At 67.3% G+C, this 14627-nt stretch carries 16 protein-coding genes; 10 read left to right on the top strand and 6 right to left on the bottom strand.

The window, feature by feature from the left end; translation table 11 throughout:
* The first annotated feature begins 84 nt into the window (after positions 1-84).
* Positions 85-1473, top strand: coding sequence for a bifunctional metallophosphatase/5'-nucleotidase (locus ACFQS4_RS20295; protein ID WP_500195998.1), 1389 nt, complete (start codon positions 85-87; stop codon positions 1471-1473).
* Between the two features lie 118 nt (positions 1474-1591).
* Here the strand turns inward: ACFQS4_RS20295 and ACFQS4_RS20290 are convergent, their stop codons facing one another.
* The 3 genes from ACFQS4_RS20290 to ACFQS4_RS20280 all read right to left on the bottom strand — a co-directional run bounded on the left by ACFQS4_RS20290 (position 1592) and on the right by ACFQS4_RS20280 (position 3374).
* Positions 1592-2047, bottom strand: a complete 456-nt coding sequence (locus tag ACFQS4_RS20290) for a response regulator (protein ID WP_500195996.1) — start codon at positions 2045-2047, stop codon at positions 1592-1594.
* Between the two features lie 112 nt (positions 2048-2159).
* Positions 2160-2381, bottom strand: a complete 222-nt coding sequence (locus tag ACFQS4_RS20285) for a transcriptional regulator (protein ID WP_500195995.1) — start codon at positions 2379-2381, stop codon at positions 2160-2162.
* The gene (locus tag ACFQS4_RS20280) at positions 2382-3374 is read right to left on the bottom strand and encodes a transcription initiation factor IIB (protein ID WP_500195993.1); all 993 of its coding nucleotides are present in this window, start codon (positions 3372-3374) and stop codon (positions 2382-2384) included.
* A 300-nt stretch (positions 3375-3674) separates the two neighbouring features.
* Here ACFQS4_RS20280 and ACFQS4_RS20275 point away from each other — a divergent pair, with 300 nt between their 5' ends.
* Complete coding sequence (locus tag ACFQS4_RS20275) at positions 3675-4088, top strand: EamA family transporter (protein ID WP_500195990.1); 414 nt, start codon at positions 3675-3677, stop codon at positions 4086-4088.
* Positions 4089-4153: 65 nt separating this feature from the next.
* On the opposite strand, the gene ACFQS4_RS20270 is transcribed toward ACFQS4_RS20275, so the two are convergent.
* Together ACFQS4_RS20270 and ACFQS4_RS20265 are read right to left on the bottom strand one after the other, a co-directional pair.
* Positions 4154-4468 carry a HalOD1 output domain-containing protein gene (locus ACFQS4_RS20270; RefSeq protein WP_500195988.1) on the bottom strand — a complete coding sequence of 105 codons (315 nt, stop codon included), beginning with the start codon at positions 4466-4468 and terminating at the stop codon, positions 4154-4156.
* Positions 4469-4736: 268 nt separating this feature from the next.
* A complete protein-coding gene (locus ACFQS4_RS20265; RefSeq protein ID WP_500195986.1) occupies positions 4737-5573 on the bottom strand; it encodes an endonuclease III domain-containing protein in 837 nt (278 codons plus the stop codon).
* Between the two features lie 316 nt (positions 5574-5889).
* On the opposite strand from ACFQS4_RS20265, the gene ACFQS4_RS20260 reads away from it, so the two are divergent.
* The 8 genes from ACFQS4_RS20260 (at position 5890) to ACFQS4_RS20225 (ending at position 14133) form a co-directional block, all read left to right on the top strand.
* Positions 5890-6642 (top strand): hypothetical protein, encoded by a 753-nt coding sequence (locus ACFQS4_RS20260; RefSeq protein ID WP_500195984.1) that lies wholly within the window; start codon positions 5890-5892, stop codon positions 6640-6642.
* Positions 6642-6977 (top strand): DUF8156 family protein, encoded by a 336-nt coding sequence (locus ACFQS4_RS20255; protein WP_500195982.1) that lies wholly within the window; start codon positions 6642-6644, stop codon positions 6975-6977. Before ACFQS4_RS20260 ends, ACFQS4_RS20255 begins: the two co-directional genes overlap by 1 nt.
* On the top strand, positions 6974-9307 hold the full coding sequence (locus tag ACFQS4_RS20250) for a DNA polymerase domain-containing protein (protein WP_500195979.1): 2334 nt from the start codon (positions 6974-6976) through the stop codon (positions 9305-9307). Before ACFQS4_RS20255 ends, ACFQS4_RS20250 begins: the two co-directional genes overlap by 4 nt.
* Positions 9308-9447: 140 nt before the next feature.
* Complete coding sequence (locus tag ACFQS4_RS20245; RefSeq protein WP_500195976.1) at positions 9448-9783, top strand: hypothetical protein; 336 nt, start codon at positions 9448-9450, stop codon at positions 9781-9783.
* On the top strand, positions 9773-10216 hold the full coding sequence (locus ACFQS4_RS20240) for a response regulator (protein ID WP_254157651.1): 444 nt from the start codon (positions 9773-9775) through the stop codon (positions 10214-10216). Before ACFQS4_RS20245 ends, ACFQS4_RS20240 begins: the two co-directional genes overlap by 11 nt.
* Positions 10213-11979, top strand: coding sequence for a bacterio-opsin activator domain-containing protein (locus tag ACFQS4_RS20235; RefSeq protein WP_500195972.1), 1767 nt, complete (start codon positions 10213-10215; stop codon positions 11977-11979). The genes ACFQS4_RS20240 and ACFQS4_RS20235 overlap by 4 nt, the downstream gene beginning before the upstream one ends.
* 118 nt (positions 11980-12097) lie before the next feature.
* Complete coding sequence (locus tag ACFQS4_RS20230; RefSeq protein WP_500195969.1) at positions 12098-13357, top strand: ABC transporter ATP-binding protein; 1260 nt, start codon at positions 12098-12100, stop codon at positions 13355-13357.
* On the top strand, positions 13354-14133 hold the full coding sequence (locus tag ACFQS4_RS20225; protein ID WP_500195967.1) for an ABC transporter permease: 780 nt from the start codon (positions 13354-13356) through the stop codon (positions 14131-14133). Before ACFQS4_RS20230 ends, ACFQS4_RS20225 begins: the two co-directional genes overlap by 4 nt.
* Positions 14134-14146: 13 nt before the next feature.
* Here ACFQS4_RS20225 and ACFQS4_RS20220 read toward each other — a convergent pair whose 3' ends face one another.
* The gene (locus tag ACFQS4_RS20220; RefSeq protein ID WP_500195965.1) at positions 14147-14596 is read right to left on the bottom strand and encodes a pyridoxamine 5'-phosphate oxidase family protein; all 450 of its coding nucleotides are present in this window, start codon (positions 14594-14596) and stop codon (positions 14147-14149) included.
* Positions 14597-14627: the final 31 nt, after the last annotated feature.

Here is a 14627-nt window from a genome sequence, read left to right as displayed (position 1 = left end):
AGTGCTGGATACCGAGTACCGAAAACCGAAACACGCCGGTAGAATTACCCTTCCGAAGGACGAACCTCGAGCGACCCCGAAGCGATGGCTCCCCGACTGCTCCACTACTCCGACCTCGAGAACGCCTACGACGACCCCACTCGCCTCGGCCGACTCGCGCACCTGATCCGCGAGCACCGAGACGACGAGACCCTGCTCTGTGACACCGGCGACACCACCGCGCCGGGACTGCTCTCGATGGAGACGCGCGGACGCCACGTCGAACGATTCTACGAGGCCGTCGAACCCGACCTGGCGACCTTCGGCAACCACGACTTCGACAACGGCCGGGACGCCCTCGAGTCCGTCGTCGCGAACTCCCCGCAGACGTGGCTCACGGCGAATCTCCTCGAGTCGGCGACCGGCGAGCGGTTCGCCAGCGAGCGGGGCGTCGAACGGACCGCCCTTCGATCCGTCGGAGGCACTCCAATCGGCTTCGTCGGCGTCACTGATCCGGAGACCGTTCGGCCGCACCCGTGCACCCAGTCGCTGACGGCCGAGGACCCGGTTCCGGCGGTCGAGCGGGCGGTCGACGCGCTGGCAGACCGCAGCGCGGAGACCGTCGTTGTCCTCTCCCACGCCGGCCACGCCGACGACGATATCGCCCGACTCGAGGGCGTCGACCTCGTGCTCGGCGGGCACATCCACGACGTTCGAGCCGAGCGCGTCGACGGCACCCTCGTGGTCCGTCCCGGCCAGCGTGGGGGCCTGCTGGCCGAGGTGCAGCTGACTCCCGAAGGCCCGACAGCCGACCTCCACGACGTGACCGACGTCCCGGTCGCGACCGACGTGGCCGACGCCTACCGTGACCTGCGGGCCAACCTCGGCCTCGAGCAACCGGTCGCCGAGGCGCAGGCGCCGATTCCCCGGACCGTCGCCGAGTGCTACCCCGAGAGCGCGGTCGGCAACACCGTCGGCGACGCCATCCGCTGGGCCGCGGGCGCCGATCTCGCGGTGTACAACGCGATGTCTCTGCGGGCCGGGCCACCGCTATCCGGCGACGTAACCGTCGGCGACCTCCGATCGGCCGTCCCCTTCGACAACGAGATCCGAACCGCCCAACTGGACGGTGAGGAGGTCACCACCCTGCTCGAGAGCCTGGCGACACCCGGCCCCGACCTCGAGGTTTTCGGCCACCTCAGCGGCGGGCGCGTTCGCTGGCGTCGAACCGACCGCGACCTCGAGTTCGAGTCGGCGACGGTTGGCGGGGATTCTGTGGAGGCGACGGCGACGTACATCGTGGCGGCACCGGCGTTCGCGTTCGAGCACCGGCTGTTCGACCCGCTCGGGCCAGACCGCGTCGTCGACGTCCACGGCCGATGTCACCCCGCGCTGGTCGAGTACGTCGACCGGTACGGGCTCTCGACGGTCGAGGAGCGCATGACGGCGACCGTCGACGAGGCGCCGGACTCGGTTCGGTCGCTCAGGGAGTGATGGCGTCTCGAGGGAAGAGGGATTCCGTCGGTTTCCTCGACGCTCGAGAGACGACACCGAAGACGGCGCGTGGTAAGCAGCGATCTGCTCGAGCGTTCGACGATACTCTCTCGACGTCTCAGTTCTCGTCGGTACGAACGACGGACAGGTGAAAGTCGTCGAACTCGCGAATCACGTCGACGAACTCGCCCGGATCGACCGGCTTCTCGAGGACCGCATCCTCGTCCGCATCGTGGTCGAGGTCGCGCGACTTGACGAGGTCTTCGTCCATTCCCGACAGAATAACGACCGGGACGTCTTCCAGTTCTTCGTGGTATTTGATCTCGTGAAGCACGTCTTCGCCGTCCACTCGCGGCAGATGGAGGTCCAGCAAGATGAGGTCCGGACGAGGTGCATCTTCGTACTCACCGCGGCGGTGGATGAAGTCCAGCGCTGCCTGACCGTCGGTGACGGTGTGGAGGTTATTGGCGATGTGGCCGTCACGGAAGGCTTCCTCGATGAGACGCACGTCTCCGGGATTGTCTTCGACCAGCAATAGTTGCGCTTCGGTGGGGGGCGAGGGGCGGCTACCCATAGTTGCATCTGCCGGCGGAAGAGTATAAGTGGCTCGCCTGGGCTCGTTTTCGGTTCACGACTCGGTACGAGGAAGTGAGCGAGAACAACCACACACTCCCTCGAGCGCCGTTTCATCCATCGACGCTCGCCTCGAGTCGCCGCCGTCCGCGGTCGGTAACCGCGTACGTTCCCTGGGTGGACGGAGCCAAACAGCCCTCCTCGTAGAGGCGATCACACGCCAGGTCCACTGTTACCGGGTGCGCCTCGAGACGCTCGGCGAGGTCGATCACGTGCATTGACGACCCCTCCTCGAGGGCACGCAGGATCGGTCGCTCGAGGTGTGCCTGGTGCATCTATCCGTCATCGTGTTCGCCGTAAACCTCGAGCAGTTCCTGGTACCGGTTCCGGATGGTGACCTCGCTCACGTTCGCGGCGTCGCTGACGGTCGACTGGGTGACTGTCTCGTTCGCCAGACGCGACGCGGAGTAGACGGCCGCGGCCGCGAGCCCCGCCGGACTCTTCCCGCTGTGGACGCCGCGTTCCTTCGCCGTCTCGAGCATCTCGCGGGCGAGGCGCTCGGCGTCGCTGCTGACCTCGAGGTCCGAGGCGTACTGACGGAGGTAGTGAACCGGATCGGCCGGCTCCATCGCGAGCCCAAGTTCCTGAGAGACGTACCGGTAGGCCCGCTGGATCGGCAATTTCTCGACCCGGCTGACCGTCTCGAACTCGACCAGCGTGCGCGGGGTGTCGTGCTGTCGAGCCGCGGCGTACAGGCACGCGGTCGTCATCGCCTCGATCGATCGCCCGGGGAGCAGTTCCTCCTGGACGGCCCGCCGGTAGAGGACGCCAGCCGTCTCGCGACACGGGTCCGGCAACCCGAGCGCCGACGCCATGCGCTCGAGTTCCCCGAACGCCTGTTTGAGGTTTCGCTCCTGAGCGCTCTTCGTCCGGAAGCGTTCGTCCCAGGTTCGTAGCCGCTGGAGCTGTGCCCGCTTCTGAGACGAGAGACGATTGCCGTAGGCGTCCTCGTTACGCCAGTCGATGACGGTGCTGAGTCCCTTGTCGTGCACGAGATCGCTGGTCGGCGCGCCGACGCGGCTTCGCGCGTTCGACTCCGCGTCGGAGAACGACCGCCACTCGGGGCCGCGGTCGATCTCGTCGTCGTCGAGGACCAGCCCGCATTCGGCACACGCGCGTTCGCCGTGCTCCGCGTCGTGTGCGATTCGCCCGTCGCACTCCGGACACGTCCGAACTCGAGCGTCGCTGGTCGTCCGGTCGGTCTGCCCGGTCCTGTCGCGCTGGTCGGTCGCTTCCTGGTCGGTCTGGGTGACGAGTGTCTCGTTCATCGGTGGATCGTCGACGGTCGGCGGTCGGTAGACCGCCGGGCCGTCTGTGGTTGTCTAGCGCTATTTCGGAGCGACCCATGAACGAACGGCAGATTCCCACCGACTGGGAACCGGCCCGAACGTCGTGTCGTGGCGTCGATGCCGGATGCTCGAGAAAGTCTATACTGGACCCCCGAAGGACGTCGATTTCGGACGTGCTCGAAGATGTCGATGGCAGACCGATCGAGGGGCTTCGACGCCAGATCGCTCGAGCGACGTCGGACAGCAAACTACTGGTGCTGCCCCGTTCCCCCTACGACCATGAGCCAGCACGCGATCACCCTCGCCGTCCTCGCCATGTGCGCCTGGGGCCTCTGGACGGTCCTCGCGAACGAAGCGACCCGGACGATCGACCCGAAACTCGCGATGATCCTCTCCTACGCCGCGAGCGTTCTCGTCGCTCTCGGCTACGTCGCCGTCCAGAACGAACCGCTGGCGCTCGAACGAACGGGCGTCACCTACGCGCTCGCGGCCGGCGTCTTCGCCGGGGTCGGTGCCGTCGCGTTCTACGCGGGCCTGAGCGCCGGGCGGGTCGGCGTCGTCGCCACCATTTCGGCGCTGTACTTCGTCGTCGCGGCGATCATCGGCGTCGTCGCTCTGGGCGAATCTCTGACGGTCCAGAACGTGGCCGGGATCGGGTTCGCCGTCCTCGCCGTCGTCTTGCTCGCGAATTGACGTCCTCTCCCCTGCCTCGAGCGGGCTGCTCACGCTCGTGACGAGAGCGACGAGTCGCTCGTCTCTCAGGCCCGCTGGACGACGACCAGCCCGGAGCCGTAGACGGTGACGGTACACCCCTCGAGCGTGAACATCACCAGGCCGTCTGCGGCGTACCGATTCGTGTCGGTCCGGGAAAAGAGGCTGTTGAGCGAGTCCGGATCGAGTCGGTCGTAGAGGCGCTCGACGTGGGTTTCGTCCTGGTCGGTGATCTCGGCGACGGCCTCAACGACCCTGGTCGCGAGGTCGTCGTCGCCGTCCGCCCAGTCGTGGGTGAACGAGGTCGTTCGTGGAACGGTTGCAGCGGGCGTACCGGGGTGGGTTGATGATGGTGCGGTCATGTGTATCAGCTGTGGAGACAGTCACATCGTGTGACGGACCAGTTGCTATGCTGGAATAGACAATAAAGGCTTGTGAGACGCGTTACACGAATTTGTCCTACAAAATAAAGTCCGAACGGGGGGCGTGCGGGCGACGGCCCTGGGGACGTTGTCTTACGGCGTTCCCTCTCTCGATTCACATACTGAAGTGAACGACACCTAATTATTATCCCGACCAAACCAATGGGAATGTACGAATTACACCGCAGACTCGAGCAACGGTCGGACGTCAGGGTCCCTCGTCCGCTGCCTCCGGAGCGTCCGCCGGGTCGACGACCTCGCCCGTCTCGGGGTAGACGCCGACCTGGTCGCAGACGTCGGCCATCGGGCACGCCTCGGGGTCCTCGAGGCATGCCAGCTTGCGCGCCGTACAGAACTCCCGACCGAACTGGATGCTGGCGGTGTGGCCGAAGCCGCACTTTTCCGCCGGCACGTCCCGCTCGAGCACCTCGCGAACCCCCTCGTGGTCGGCATCGGCGGGGGCGATCCCGAGCCGACGGTAGATGCGGTGGACGTGCGTGTCGACGGGGAAGACGCCGTTCCGGCCGCCGGCAAATAGGAGCACACAGTCGGCCGTCTTCGGGCCGACGCCCGAGACCTCGAGCAGCGTCTGCCTGACCTCGGCGGGGTCGCTCTCGCGAACGAACGCATCGAAGGCGGCGGCCGAGCCCCAGCGCTCGAGGACCCAGTCGGCGGCGGTCTGGATGACCTCCGACTTTTGATTGTACAGCCCGGCCGGCTGGATGGTCTCCGCGAGTTCCGAGCGTTCGGCGTCGGCGAGCGCGGCCGCGAGGTCCGTCTCCAGACCACCGTATCGCTCGAGCAGGGCGTCGTGGGCAGGCTGGCTCGCCACGTCGCTCGTGTTCTGGCTCAGGATCGTCCGGACGAGACACTCGAAGGCGTCCTGTCCGCCGTAGGTCTTCTGCCAGTATCGCTCCCCCAACCGGTCGACGACGAGTTCGGCCCGCGTGTCCGCGGTCGCGGGATCGAAGGTGGCTGCCGTACCGCCGCCGTCGGCGCCGCCGCTGATGTTCACCGTGGGTTCGGGGTCGGTCTCGTCTGGCATGCTCGAGGGTAGCCGCTACGGTCACAAAACGGCGCCGGAATCGGCGGTCGACGGGTGCCGGTTCGCCGGGCGCCTCGAGTTCGTCGTCGGGGCGTCAGGTCCACAAAGCGCCGTTTCGCCGTTACGCTGGTTTCCCAGTTAGCCGTTACGCCGGTTCGTCGACGACTGCCCTCGAGTTTCGGAAACGATTTTGGAAACTCCGTTTCCCGCGTTTGAACCCTCGGAAGAGGCGATATGAGCACTTCACCAGTTATCGGAAATTTCGGAAACGACCCCCCGATGGTTATCCCGGCCGCTCTCGACCGATCGGATAGCCATGACGGTAATCACACACGATTCGACGCTCGAGTCCGGACTCACGCTGCTTCGAACGCCGTCACGACGGTCGGCCGCGGTTCACCGACTCGTCTGTGAGTATCTGGCCGACGTCCGTGCGTCTCCCGGGCGGACGGACCGCCCGGCCGAGAAATCAGCGACCGGGGACGGCCTCCGCGGTCGAGCCTACTGGATCGACGCCGGCAACGTCGCCTCGACCCACGCGCTCTACGAGTGCGCACCGGGCTCCGGCCGGGCGCTCGAGCGACTGCGGATCGCGCGGGCGTTCACCGTCTACCAGCACCACTCGCTGGTCAGGGCTGTCGTGCGACGAGCCGACGCCGACACCCCGCTCGTGGTCGCGCCGAACGTCGCCTCGCTCTACCAGGACGGCGACCTCCGCGAGTGGGAGCGGACGGATCTGCTCGCGTCGACGCTCGCCGTCCTGGGCGAACTCGGTCGCGGCCTCGAGTGCCCTGTCGTGATCACGGCGGGACCGGACGTCCCCGGGGCGACCCTCGAGCGCCTCGAGGCCGCGGCGGACTCGGTCATCGAGTGTACGCGCACCCGCGAGGGGTTGCGGTTCGAGGGGGAGGGGTTCGAGACGATGGGCTACTGGCACGGTCCCGTCTGGCAGACGACGATTCCCTACTGGGTCGAGCTCTTCGGGGCCGAAGCGCTCGAGCGGCCGTGGGAGTGCGGGACGGGGACCGACCACCCGTCGATCGACCCGCTCGAGGGGGTGCTCACCTGATGGGGCGAACCAACCCTACCTACCGCGACGCGCTCCGGCGGCTGGAGGCCGACTGGAAGCCGATGCGTCGTGCGTTGCGCCGGGAGCGCCAGGCCGACTTCGATCGGCTCTTCGAGCGGGCGCGGAACGTGGCCGACGCGGCGGGGTACGCGAACGCGGCGGACCCGGAACGAGCGCTGGTGCTGTCGCTGCTGGTGGCCCACGAGACGGCGATCCGGCGGCTCGAGGCGCGGGTGGCGACGCTCGAGTCGGCACTAGATGCGCTCGAGGGCGAGGTTGACAGTGACACTGACACCGAATCGAGCGTCGCCACCGGAGAGGGCGACCGGCCGTGACCTTCACTCTCGAGTTCGAGGACGACCTCGTCAGGGAGTGGACGCTCGAGGGCGAGGACGGCGATTCGGACGACGACCTTCCTGGCGCGACCTTCGAGGAACGTACTGACTACGTCCCCGCGCTGTTCGTCGACGGCTCGTTCGAGGCCCTCGAGGAGCTCCGAGACGCCCTCGCCTCGGATCCCAAAGTGTGCGAGACGACGTTCGAGGATCGGTACCCGAGCCTGCACGCTCACCACGCCGACGATCGCTCGAGGATGCTCCGCGTCGGCCTCGAGCGCGTCGACGAGGTTCGGACGCTGGCCGCGGAAATTCGAGGCGTCTACGGTCGCGAGCACCACGCCCCCGGGACGCTCCGCCTGTTCGACGTCGACCTCACGCCCGGCTTTCGGTACTGCGTCGACGAGGGAGTCGACCCCGCGCCGAACCGGTCCCTCCGGACCCTCGAGATCGGAATCGACGACCGGGCGCTCGCGTCGGGCGACCTCTCGAGCCTCGAGATCGACGGCGAGTCGGTGACGGGCGATCCAGCGGACGTCCTCTGGTCGCTCGGGCGGCGACTCGAGCGCCGCGACCCCGACGTGCTCGTGGTGAGCCACGGCGACCTCGTACCGACCGTCGAGCGGGCGGCGGCCGACGCGGGCCTCGAGGGCGTCCACCTCGGACGACTCCCTGGCTGGACGAAGCTAGCGGGCGAGAGCACGTACGCGAGTTACGGGCAGGTCGGCCACTCCCCGGCGCGATACCGGGTTCCGGGCCGGGCGATCGTCGACCGGTCGAACAGCTTCCTGTGGCACCAGTCCGGGCTCGCCGGCCTCGAATACCTGGTCCAGCGGTCTCGAAAACCCCTCCAGGAAGCTGCCTGGGCGAGTATCGGGTCAGTGCTGACGGCGATCCAGATCCGCGAGGCGCGGGCGTGGGACGTCCCGGCCCCGCTCAACAAGTGGGAGCCCGAAGCGTTCAAGGACGTCTCAACGCTCCACGCGGCCGACCGCGGCGGATTTACGTTCGCCCCCGAGGTCGGCCTCCACGAGGACGTCCACGAACTCGACTTCGCGTCGCTGTACCCACGGATCATCTGCCGACACAACGTGAGCCCGGAGACGGTCGGCTGCGACGGTACCTGCTGGGACGTCCGTCCGACCCTCGGAACTGGCCGCGAGGACGAAGAGGTTCCCGAACTCGAGTACGACGTCTGCGGGACCGACGGCTTCCTCCCGACGGTGTTGCGCCCCCTGCTCGACCGTCGGGCGGCCTGCAAGCGCCGACTGCGCGACGATCCTAGCGAGGACGAGGCTGCTCGGCTGCGTGCTGAATCCGGCGCGATCAAGTGGGTGCTCGTCTCCTGTTTCGGCTACCAGGGCTACCGCAACGCGAAGTTCGGGCGCATCGAGTGCCACGAAGCGATCAACGCACACGCCCGCGAGATCGCCCTCCGGGCCAAGGAACGCCTCGAGGACGCCGGCTGGCGGATCGTCCACGGCATCGTCGACAGCCTCTGGGTGACGCCGCGAGTCGACGAGCCCGATCCGCTCGAGGGTGTGATCGCCGAGATTAGCCGCGACGTTGGCATCGACATCGAGCACGACGGACGCTACGAGTGGGTGTGTTTCGTGCCGTTGCGGGGGTCGAGCGGTGGCGAGCGCGAGCGCGGAAGCCGGAGTGGGAGCAGAAGCAGTTCAGGAACCACGATCGGTGCTGCCGCCGGCGCTGGGGCTGGCGCTAGTGCCGGCGCCGGCGCACTCACGAAGTACGTCGGCAAACGGACGACCGGCGAGTTCAAAGTCCGCGGCCTCGAGTGCCGGCAGCGCCACACGCCGGCGTTCGTGGCCGACTGCCAGCGCGAGTTTCTCGAGGTGCTCGACGAGACCCGCGACCCGGCCGCCGTCTGTGACCACCTCGCCCGTCGGTTGGGCGACCTCCGTCGCGGCGCGGTCGACCGCGACGACCTGGTGATCGCGAAACGCGGCTCGAGACGGCTCGAGGCGTACAGCCAGGAGACGCACGTCGTGGGGGCGTTGCGCCGGTACGAACGTCACGACGTCCCCCGTCGGCCGGGGCAGACCGTCGAGTACGTCGTCGTCGATGACGATGCGACGCGAACCGAAGAGTGCGTACGCCTCGCCTTCGAGAATGCGGATACACGCCGTGAGCGTGCAGTAGCGGACTCCACCGGGGAGGAGCGATACGGATACGACGTCGACTACTACGCGACCCTGCTGATCCGCGCGGCCGAGAGCGTCACCGGCGCCCTGGGCTGGGATCGATCGCGGATCCGGCGCGCCCTCGAGGACGAGCGGACGGTTTCGCTGTCGGTATTTTCCCGATGAGCGACCAGTAGACTGTCTCGACCGCTACATTTACCCGAGCAGATCACCTTTTCGACGCTAGCGATGGCGAGCAGGGAGCAGGCATTCGGCGACCGGGCGCTCACCTGGATCGACGGGAGACTGTCGTCGAACCGGAAGTGATGACCGGGGAGCGCGATGGGGCGGTGACGGTCGCGTCGCTGCCGGCGGTCGCATCACTGCCGACGGTGGCCAGTGACGAACGCCGGCCGCGACGCCTCCTGACGAACCCGATCGACACCGCGATCACGGACGTCGAAACCGAGACACCGAGAATTCATAGTGACGCGACGCGGAACGGACACGCGTGGACCATCTCGGTGAGCGATACCGGGATCGAGACGACGCTCGAGACGGGATCGACGGTCCAGTTCACGCTCCCGGCCGCCGACCACGACGAACGGAAACGGGACCACGAGAACGACGATACACACGAGGACACTACTCATGCACTCTGACCCGATCGACATACTGCTCGTCGAGGACAACCCCGGCGACGTCCGACTCACCAAGGAAGCGTTCAAGGAGGGCCGAATCGATAACACGATTCACGTCGCCCGTAACGGCGTCGACGCGCTGTCGTTCCTCTACCGGCGAGAGGGCTACGAGGACGCCCCCCGTCCCGATCTGATCCTGCTCGATCTGAATCTGCCCCGAAAAAACGGCGAAGAGGTGCTCGAGGAACTCAAGGACGACCCTACGCTCAGGCGCATTCCCACGGTCGTCCTGACGAGTTCCGAGGCCGAAGAGGACGTGGTCAGGTCCTACGAGAAGTACGCGAACGCCTACCTCACGAAACCAATCGACCCCGACGAGTTCATCGAGATCGTCCGGTCGTTCGAGAGCTTCTGGCTGTCGGTCGTCAATCTACCGCCAGCGGAGGAACAATGAGCGGAGACGGCCCTCTCGAAATTCTGCTCATCGAGGACAATCCGGGCGACGCCCGTCTCATCGAGGAGATGCTCTCGGGTGTCGAGGAGTTGAACCGTCGACTCGGATCGGACCCCTCGAGCGGCGAGACACCGGTCGTTCACCACGAGACGCGACTCGAGGACGGCCTCGCGTATCTCGACTCCCCTGACGCCGACGCCACGTCGTCGACCGACGGGGACGGTTCCGGGGCCACGCTTCCGACCGGCCCTGCGTCCGCATCCGAGTCCGCATCCGCATCGGCCACCCCGATCAACGTCGTCCTCCTCGATCTGAACCTCCCCGACAGCGCCGGACTCGAGACGCTGACGGCGGTTCTCGAGAGTGACGCGACGGCCCCGGTCATCGTCCTGACCGGACTGCAAGACAGCGACGCGGGGATCGAAGCCATCTCGCGAGGTGCCCAGGAGTACCTCGTGAAAGACGAGGTAACTAGCCCGATGCTCGTCCGGACGATCGCCCACGCCATCAAGCGCCACGAGCAACTCATTGAGCGCGAGCGCCGACGCGAGGAACTCGAGGCGCTCAACCGACTCAACCGGATCGGCCAAGAGATTACCCGCGACGCGATCACGACCAGCAGCCGCGAGGCGCTCGAGCAGGCGGTCTGCGATCGGCTCGCCGCCGACGACGCCTACCGATTCGTCTGGATCGGCGACGTCAGCCCCGGCGGCCCCCAGGTCGTTCCCAGGGCGGCCGCCGGCGTCGAAGACGGCTACCTGGACGAGATCACGATTACCGACGACGGCGAACACGGCAGCGGACCGACCGCCCTCGCGATCGAGACGGAGGAGATTCAGGTCGTTCGAGACATCGAGCGCGACTCGTCCTACGAACCCTGGCGGGAGTCGGCACGAGAGCGCTCGTTCCGATCGTCGGCGGCGATCCCGATCCTCCACGACAACGTCCGGTACGGCATCCTGAACGTGTACTCGTCTCGACCACACGCGTTTACCGAGTACGAGCAGACGCTCCTCGGTCGGCTCGGCGACGTCATCGGACACGCGATCGCGGCGCTCGAGCGAAAGGACGCGCTCCTCTCGGACGCCGTCCTCGAACTCGAGTTCCGGGTCGAGGGCGCGATCGAACCGCTCGTCGAGGCGACGGCCAGGGAGTCAGCCGAGGTCTCGATCGAGCAGTTCATCCGATCCGGCGGTCGCATTCTGGCCTACGGCTCCGCCGAGGGAATCGCTCACGAGGAGCTGGGTTCAGCGATCGACCGCACGGACGACCTGGAGGAGTTTCGCGTCCTCACACCCGGGCGAAACGAGTACGACTTCGAACTCACGAAGACGGGCGATATCGAGCTGTTCGAGACGGTCGCCTCCCGGGGCGGCCGCGTCAAGTCCGCCCGGATCGACGACGGCACGTTTCGGCTGGTCATCGAACTCTCCCAGCAGAGCGAGACGGCGCGCGTCATCGAGACCGTCGAGTCGATCTGCCCGGGGGCGACCTACGCCGCCCAGCGGACGGCCGACCGCTCGAGTCCGTCGATTCCCAGCCCGGGCTTGCTCGAGACGAAGCTGACCGACCGACAGTACGAGGCCCTCGAGACGGCCTACCTGTCGGGCTTTTTCGAGTGGCCGCGAACGAGCACGGGCGAGGAGGTCGCCGAGCGCCTCGACATCTCGCCGGCGACGTTCACCCAGCACCTGCGAGCGGCCGAGCAGAAGTTCTTCGATTCGGTGTTTTCAGCGTCCGAAGCAACCAGGGACGGCGAGTAGACGACGTGTCGTACGGCCGGGTCGAGACGCACTCGGGACGCACTCGAGGCCGTAATCAAACCCGCACTTCGAGCCCACAATCGAACCGCTTACCCCCGACCGCTGGCTACGCGCTCGTATGAGCCGGTTCAGGACGGACGGGAGGCAGAGCGACGGGAGAGAGCCAATCGTCGACGTCGACGCCGACGACCTCGAGAAATCCTACGGGGAAACTGTCGCGCTCTCGGGCGTCTCGCTGACCGTCGATCCGGGCGAGGTCGTCGGCCTCATCGGGCCCAACGGGGCCGGAAAGACGACGCTCGTCCGGGCGCTGACCGGCACGACCGTCCCGGACTCGGGATCCGTAACCATCCTCGGCGCCGAGCCGTCGACCGTCGACCGAAACCGGCTGTCCGTCCTGCCACAGGACTTCTCGCCGCCGGATCGACTCACCGCGCGCGAACTGCTTGCGTACTACGCCGGGTTGTACGACGACGCGCGCGACCCCGAAGCCGTCCTCGAGGACGTCGGGCTCGAAACCGCTGGCGACACGTGGTACGAGAACCTCTCCGGCGGCCAGCAACGGCGGGTCTGCGTCGGCGCGGCTCTGGTCAACGACCCAGACCTGCTCTTTCTCGACGAGCCGACGACCGGCATCGACCCCGCGGGTCGACGAACCGTGTGGCGCCTGCTCGAGGGCCTCGCGGCAGGCGGGACGACCATCGTCCTCACGACTCACGACATGGCCGAGGCCGAGCGCCTCGCCGACCGGGTCGGCCTGCTCGCGAACGGGTCGCTCCTCGCGGAGGGAGCGCCCCTCGAACTCGTCGCCGAACACGGCGGCTCGAGCCGTTTGAAAATCGAACTCGAGTCGACTGGCGATGGTGGCAACGACGGCGACGGTGGCGACGACGGCGACGAGCCCAACCGGCGGGACGCCGACACTAGCGCCGATCGGCAGCCCGCCGACACCGGAGCCGATAGCGACGTCCCCGCAGCGACCGACGCCCTCGAGTCGCTGCCCCACCCCGTCGACTCGAGACCCGGTGAAGTCATTGTCCAGGACCTCCCGCCAACCGATATCGGCCGCGTGGTCAACGCCCTCGAGGCCGCGGGCGTGAGCTACACCGGTCTCGAGTGGAGCGAACCGAGCCTCGAGGACGTTTACCTGGCGCTGGCGGGCAACCTCGAGGGTGGCTCGGTGAGCGACGGAGGCGAACCGGGACGGGACGGACGAGCGCGCGACGAGGTGGCGACCGACGGTGGCTCCCCGGGGAGGTTTGGCGGAGGGCGCCTCGAGCGTGTTGATGGCTCCCTCCAGACGGTCGACGACGCGTCCGCCGCCGCAACCGACGAGAGGGATCACGAGACCCCCGGCCGAGGAGGTGACCCTCGATGAGCCGCCTCGCCCGCCTCCGGGCCGAAACCGGCGCCGACTGGCGATCGTTCACCCGACGGCGGACCGCCGTGTTTTTCACGTTCTTCTTCCCCGTCATCCTGATCGTCATCTTCGGCGCCCTCGTCCGCACCGATCCGACGGGCGGCGGCCTCTTCGCCGAGCCGGCGGCCTACTACGTCCCCGGCTACCTCGCCGTCGTCGTCCTCTTCACGCCGTTCTCGCGGCTCGGGAGCGAGGTCGCCCGCCAGCGCGAGGGGAACCGCTTCGAGAAGCTGGCGACGACGCCGCTTTCGCGCACCGAGTGGCTGATCGGCCAGACTGTCGTCAACGCGATCATCATCGGCCTGGCGAGCCTGCTGATCCTCGCGCTCGTCGTTCTCCTCACGGGCGCCGACATCGTCTACTCGCCGCTGATCGTTCCGTACGTGTTCGTCGGCGTCGTCTGCTTCTGTGGCATCGGCGCCATGATCGGTAGCTACACCGACTCCCAGGACGGCGCCATCACCGCGAGTAACGCGCTCGGTCTGCCGTTGCTCTTTCTCTCCGAGACGTTCGTCCCGCTCGAGCAACTTCCCGGTTGGTTCGAGCCGGTCGTGAACCTCTCACCGCTGACGTACTTCGCTCGCGGCGTCCGCGCGGTCACGTACCCCGAGGCGGCGTCAGGCACCGCGGGCGTCGCCGGGGTCGATCCCGCGCTGGGGAACCTCGCAGTCCTCGCCGCCCTCGCCGTCCTGGCGTTCACACTGGGGGCTCGGTCCATTCCGCGGACGGACTGACGGGAGGTGAAAACTACTCGACCGCGTCGGCCATCCGCTCGCTGAAGTCCCAGCCGTAGACGACGTCGGGATCGACGGTAATCGTCACCTCGTTACGATCTTTTTCGAGCAACGAACGCGCGAGTTTCGAGTCCGTCCCGCCGAGGTATCGCTCGAGCAGTTCGCGTAGGACCGCTTTCTGGGGATTCGGGTCGATCGTCGCCGTCCCCGACCCGCGGACGCCGGCGTACGGGGGATCGTTGGTCGAAACCTCGAACGCGACGCTCGAATCGTGCTCGAGGTACCGGACGACGTCGGCGTCCGCGCCGGTCGCACACTGCAAGACGCCGTCGCGGTACTGGAACCACAGCGAGAGCATCCAGAGACGATCTGCAGGCGTGTGACAGGCGAGGCGAAGCGGAATCGTCTCTTCGTCGAGATAGTCGTCGATTTCCGCCCTCGAGAGCGAGCCACGGATCTTCATGGAGTCCCCCTCGACGAGCCGGGACAAAAAG

Source organism: Saliphagus sp. GCM10025317 (genome assembly GCF_042663665.1).
In the GTDB taxonomy this organism is placed as follows: Archaea; Halobacteriota; Halobacteria; order Halobacteriales; family Natrialbaceae; genus Natronosalvus.
The sequence above is the reverse complement of the archived record's forward strand: the minus strand, read 5'-3'. Positions and strand labels throughout refer to the sequence as shown.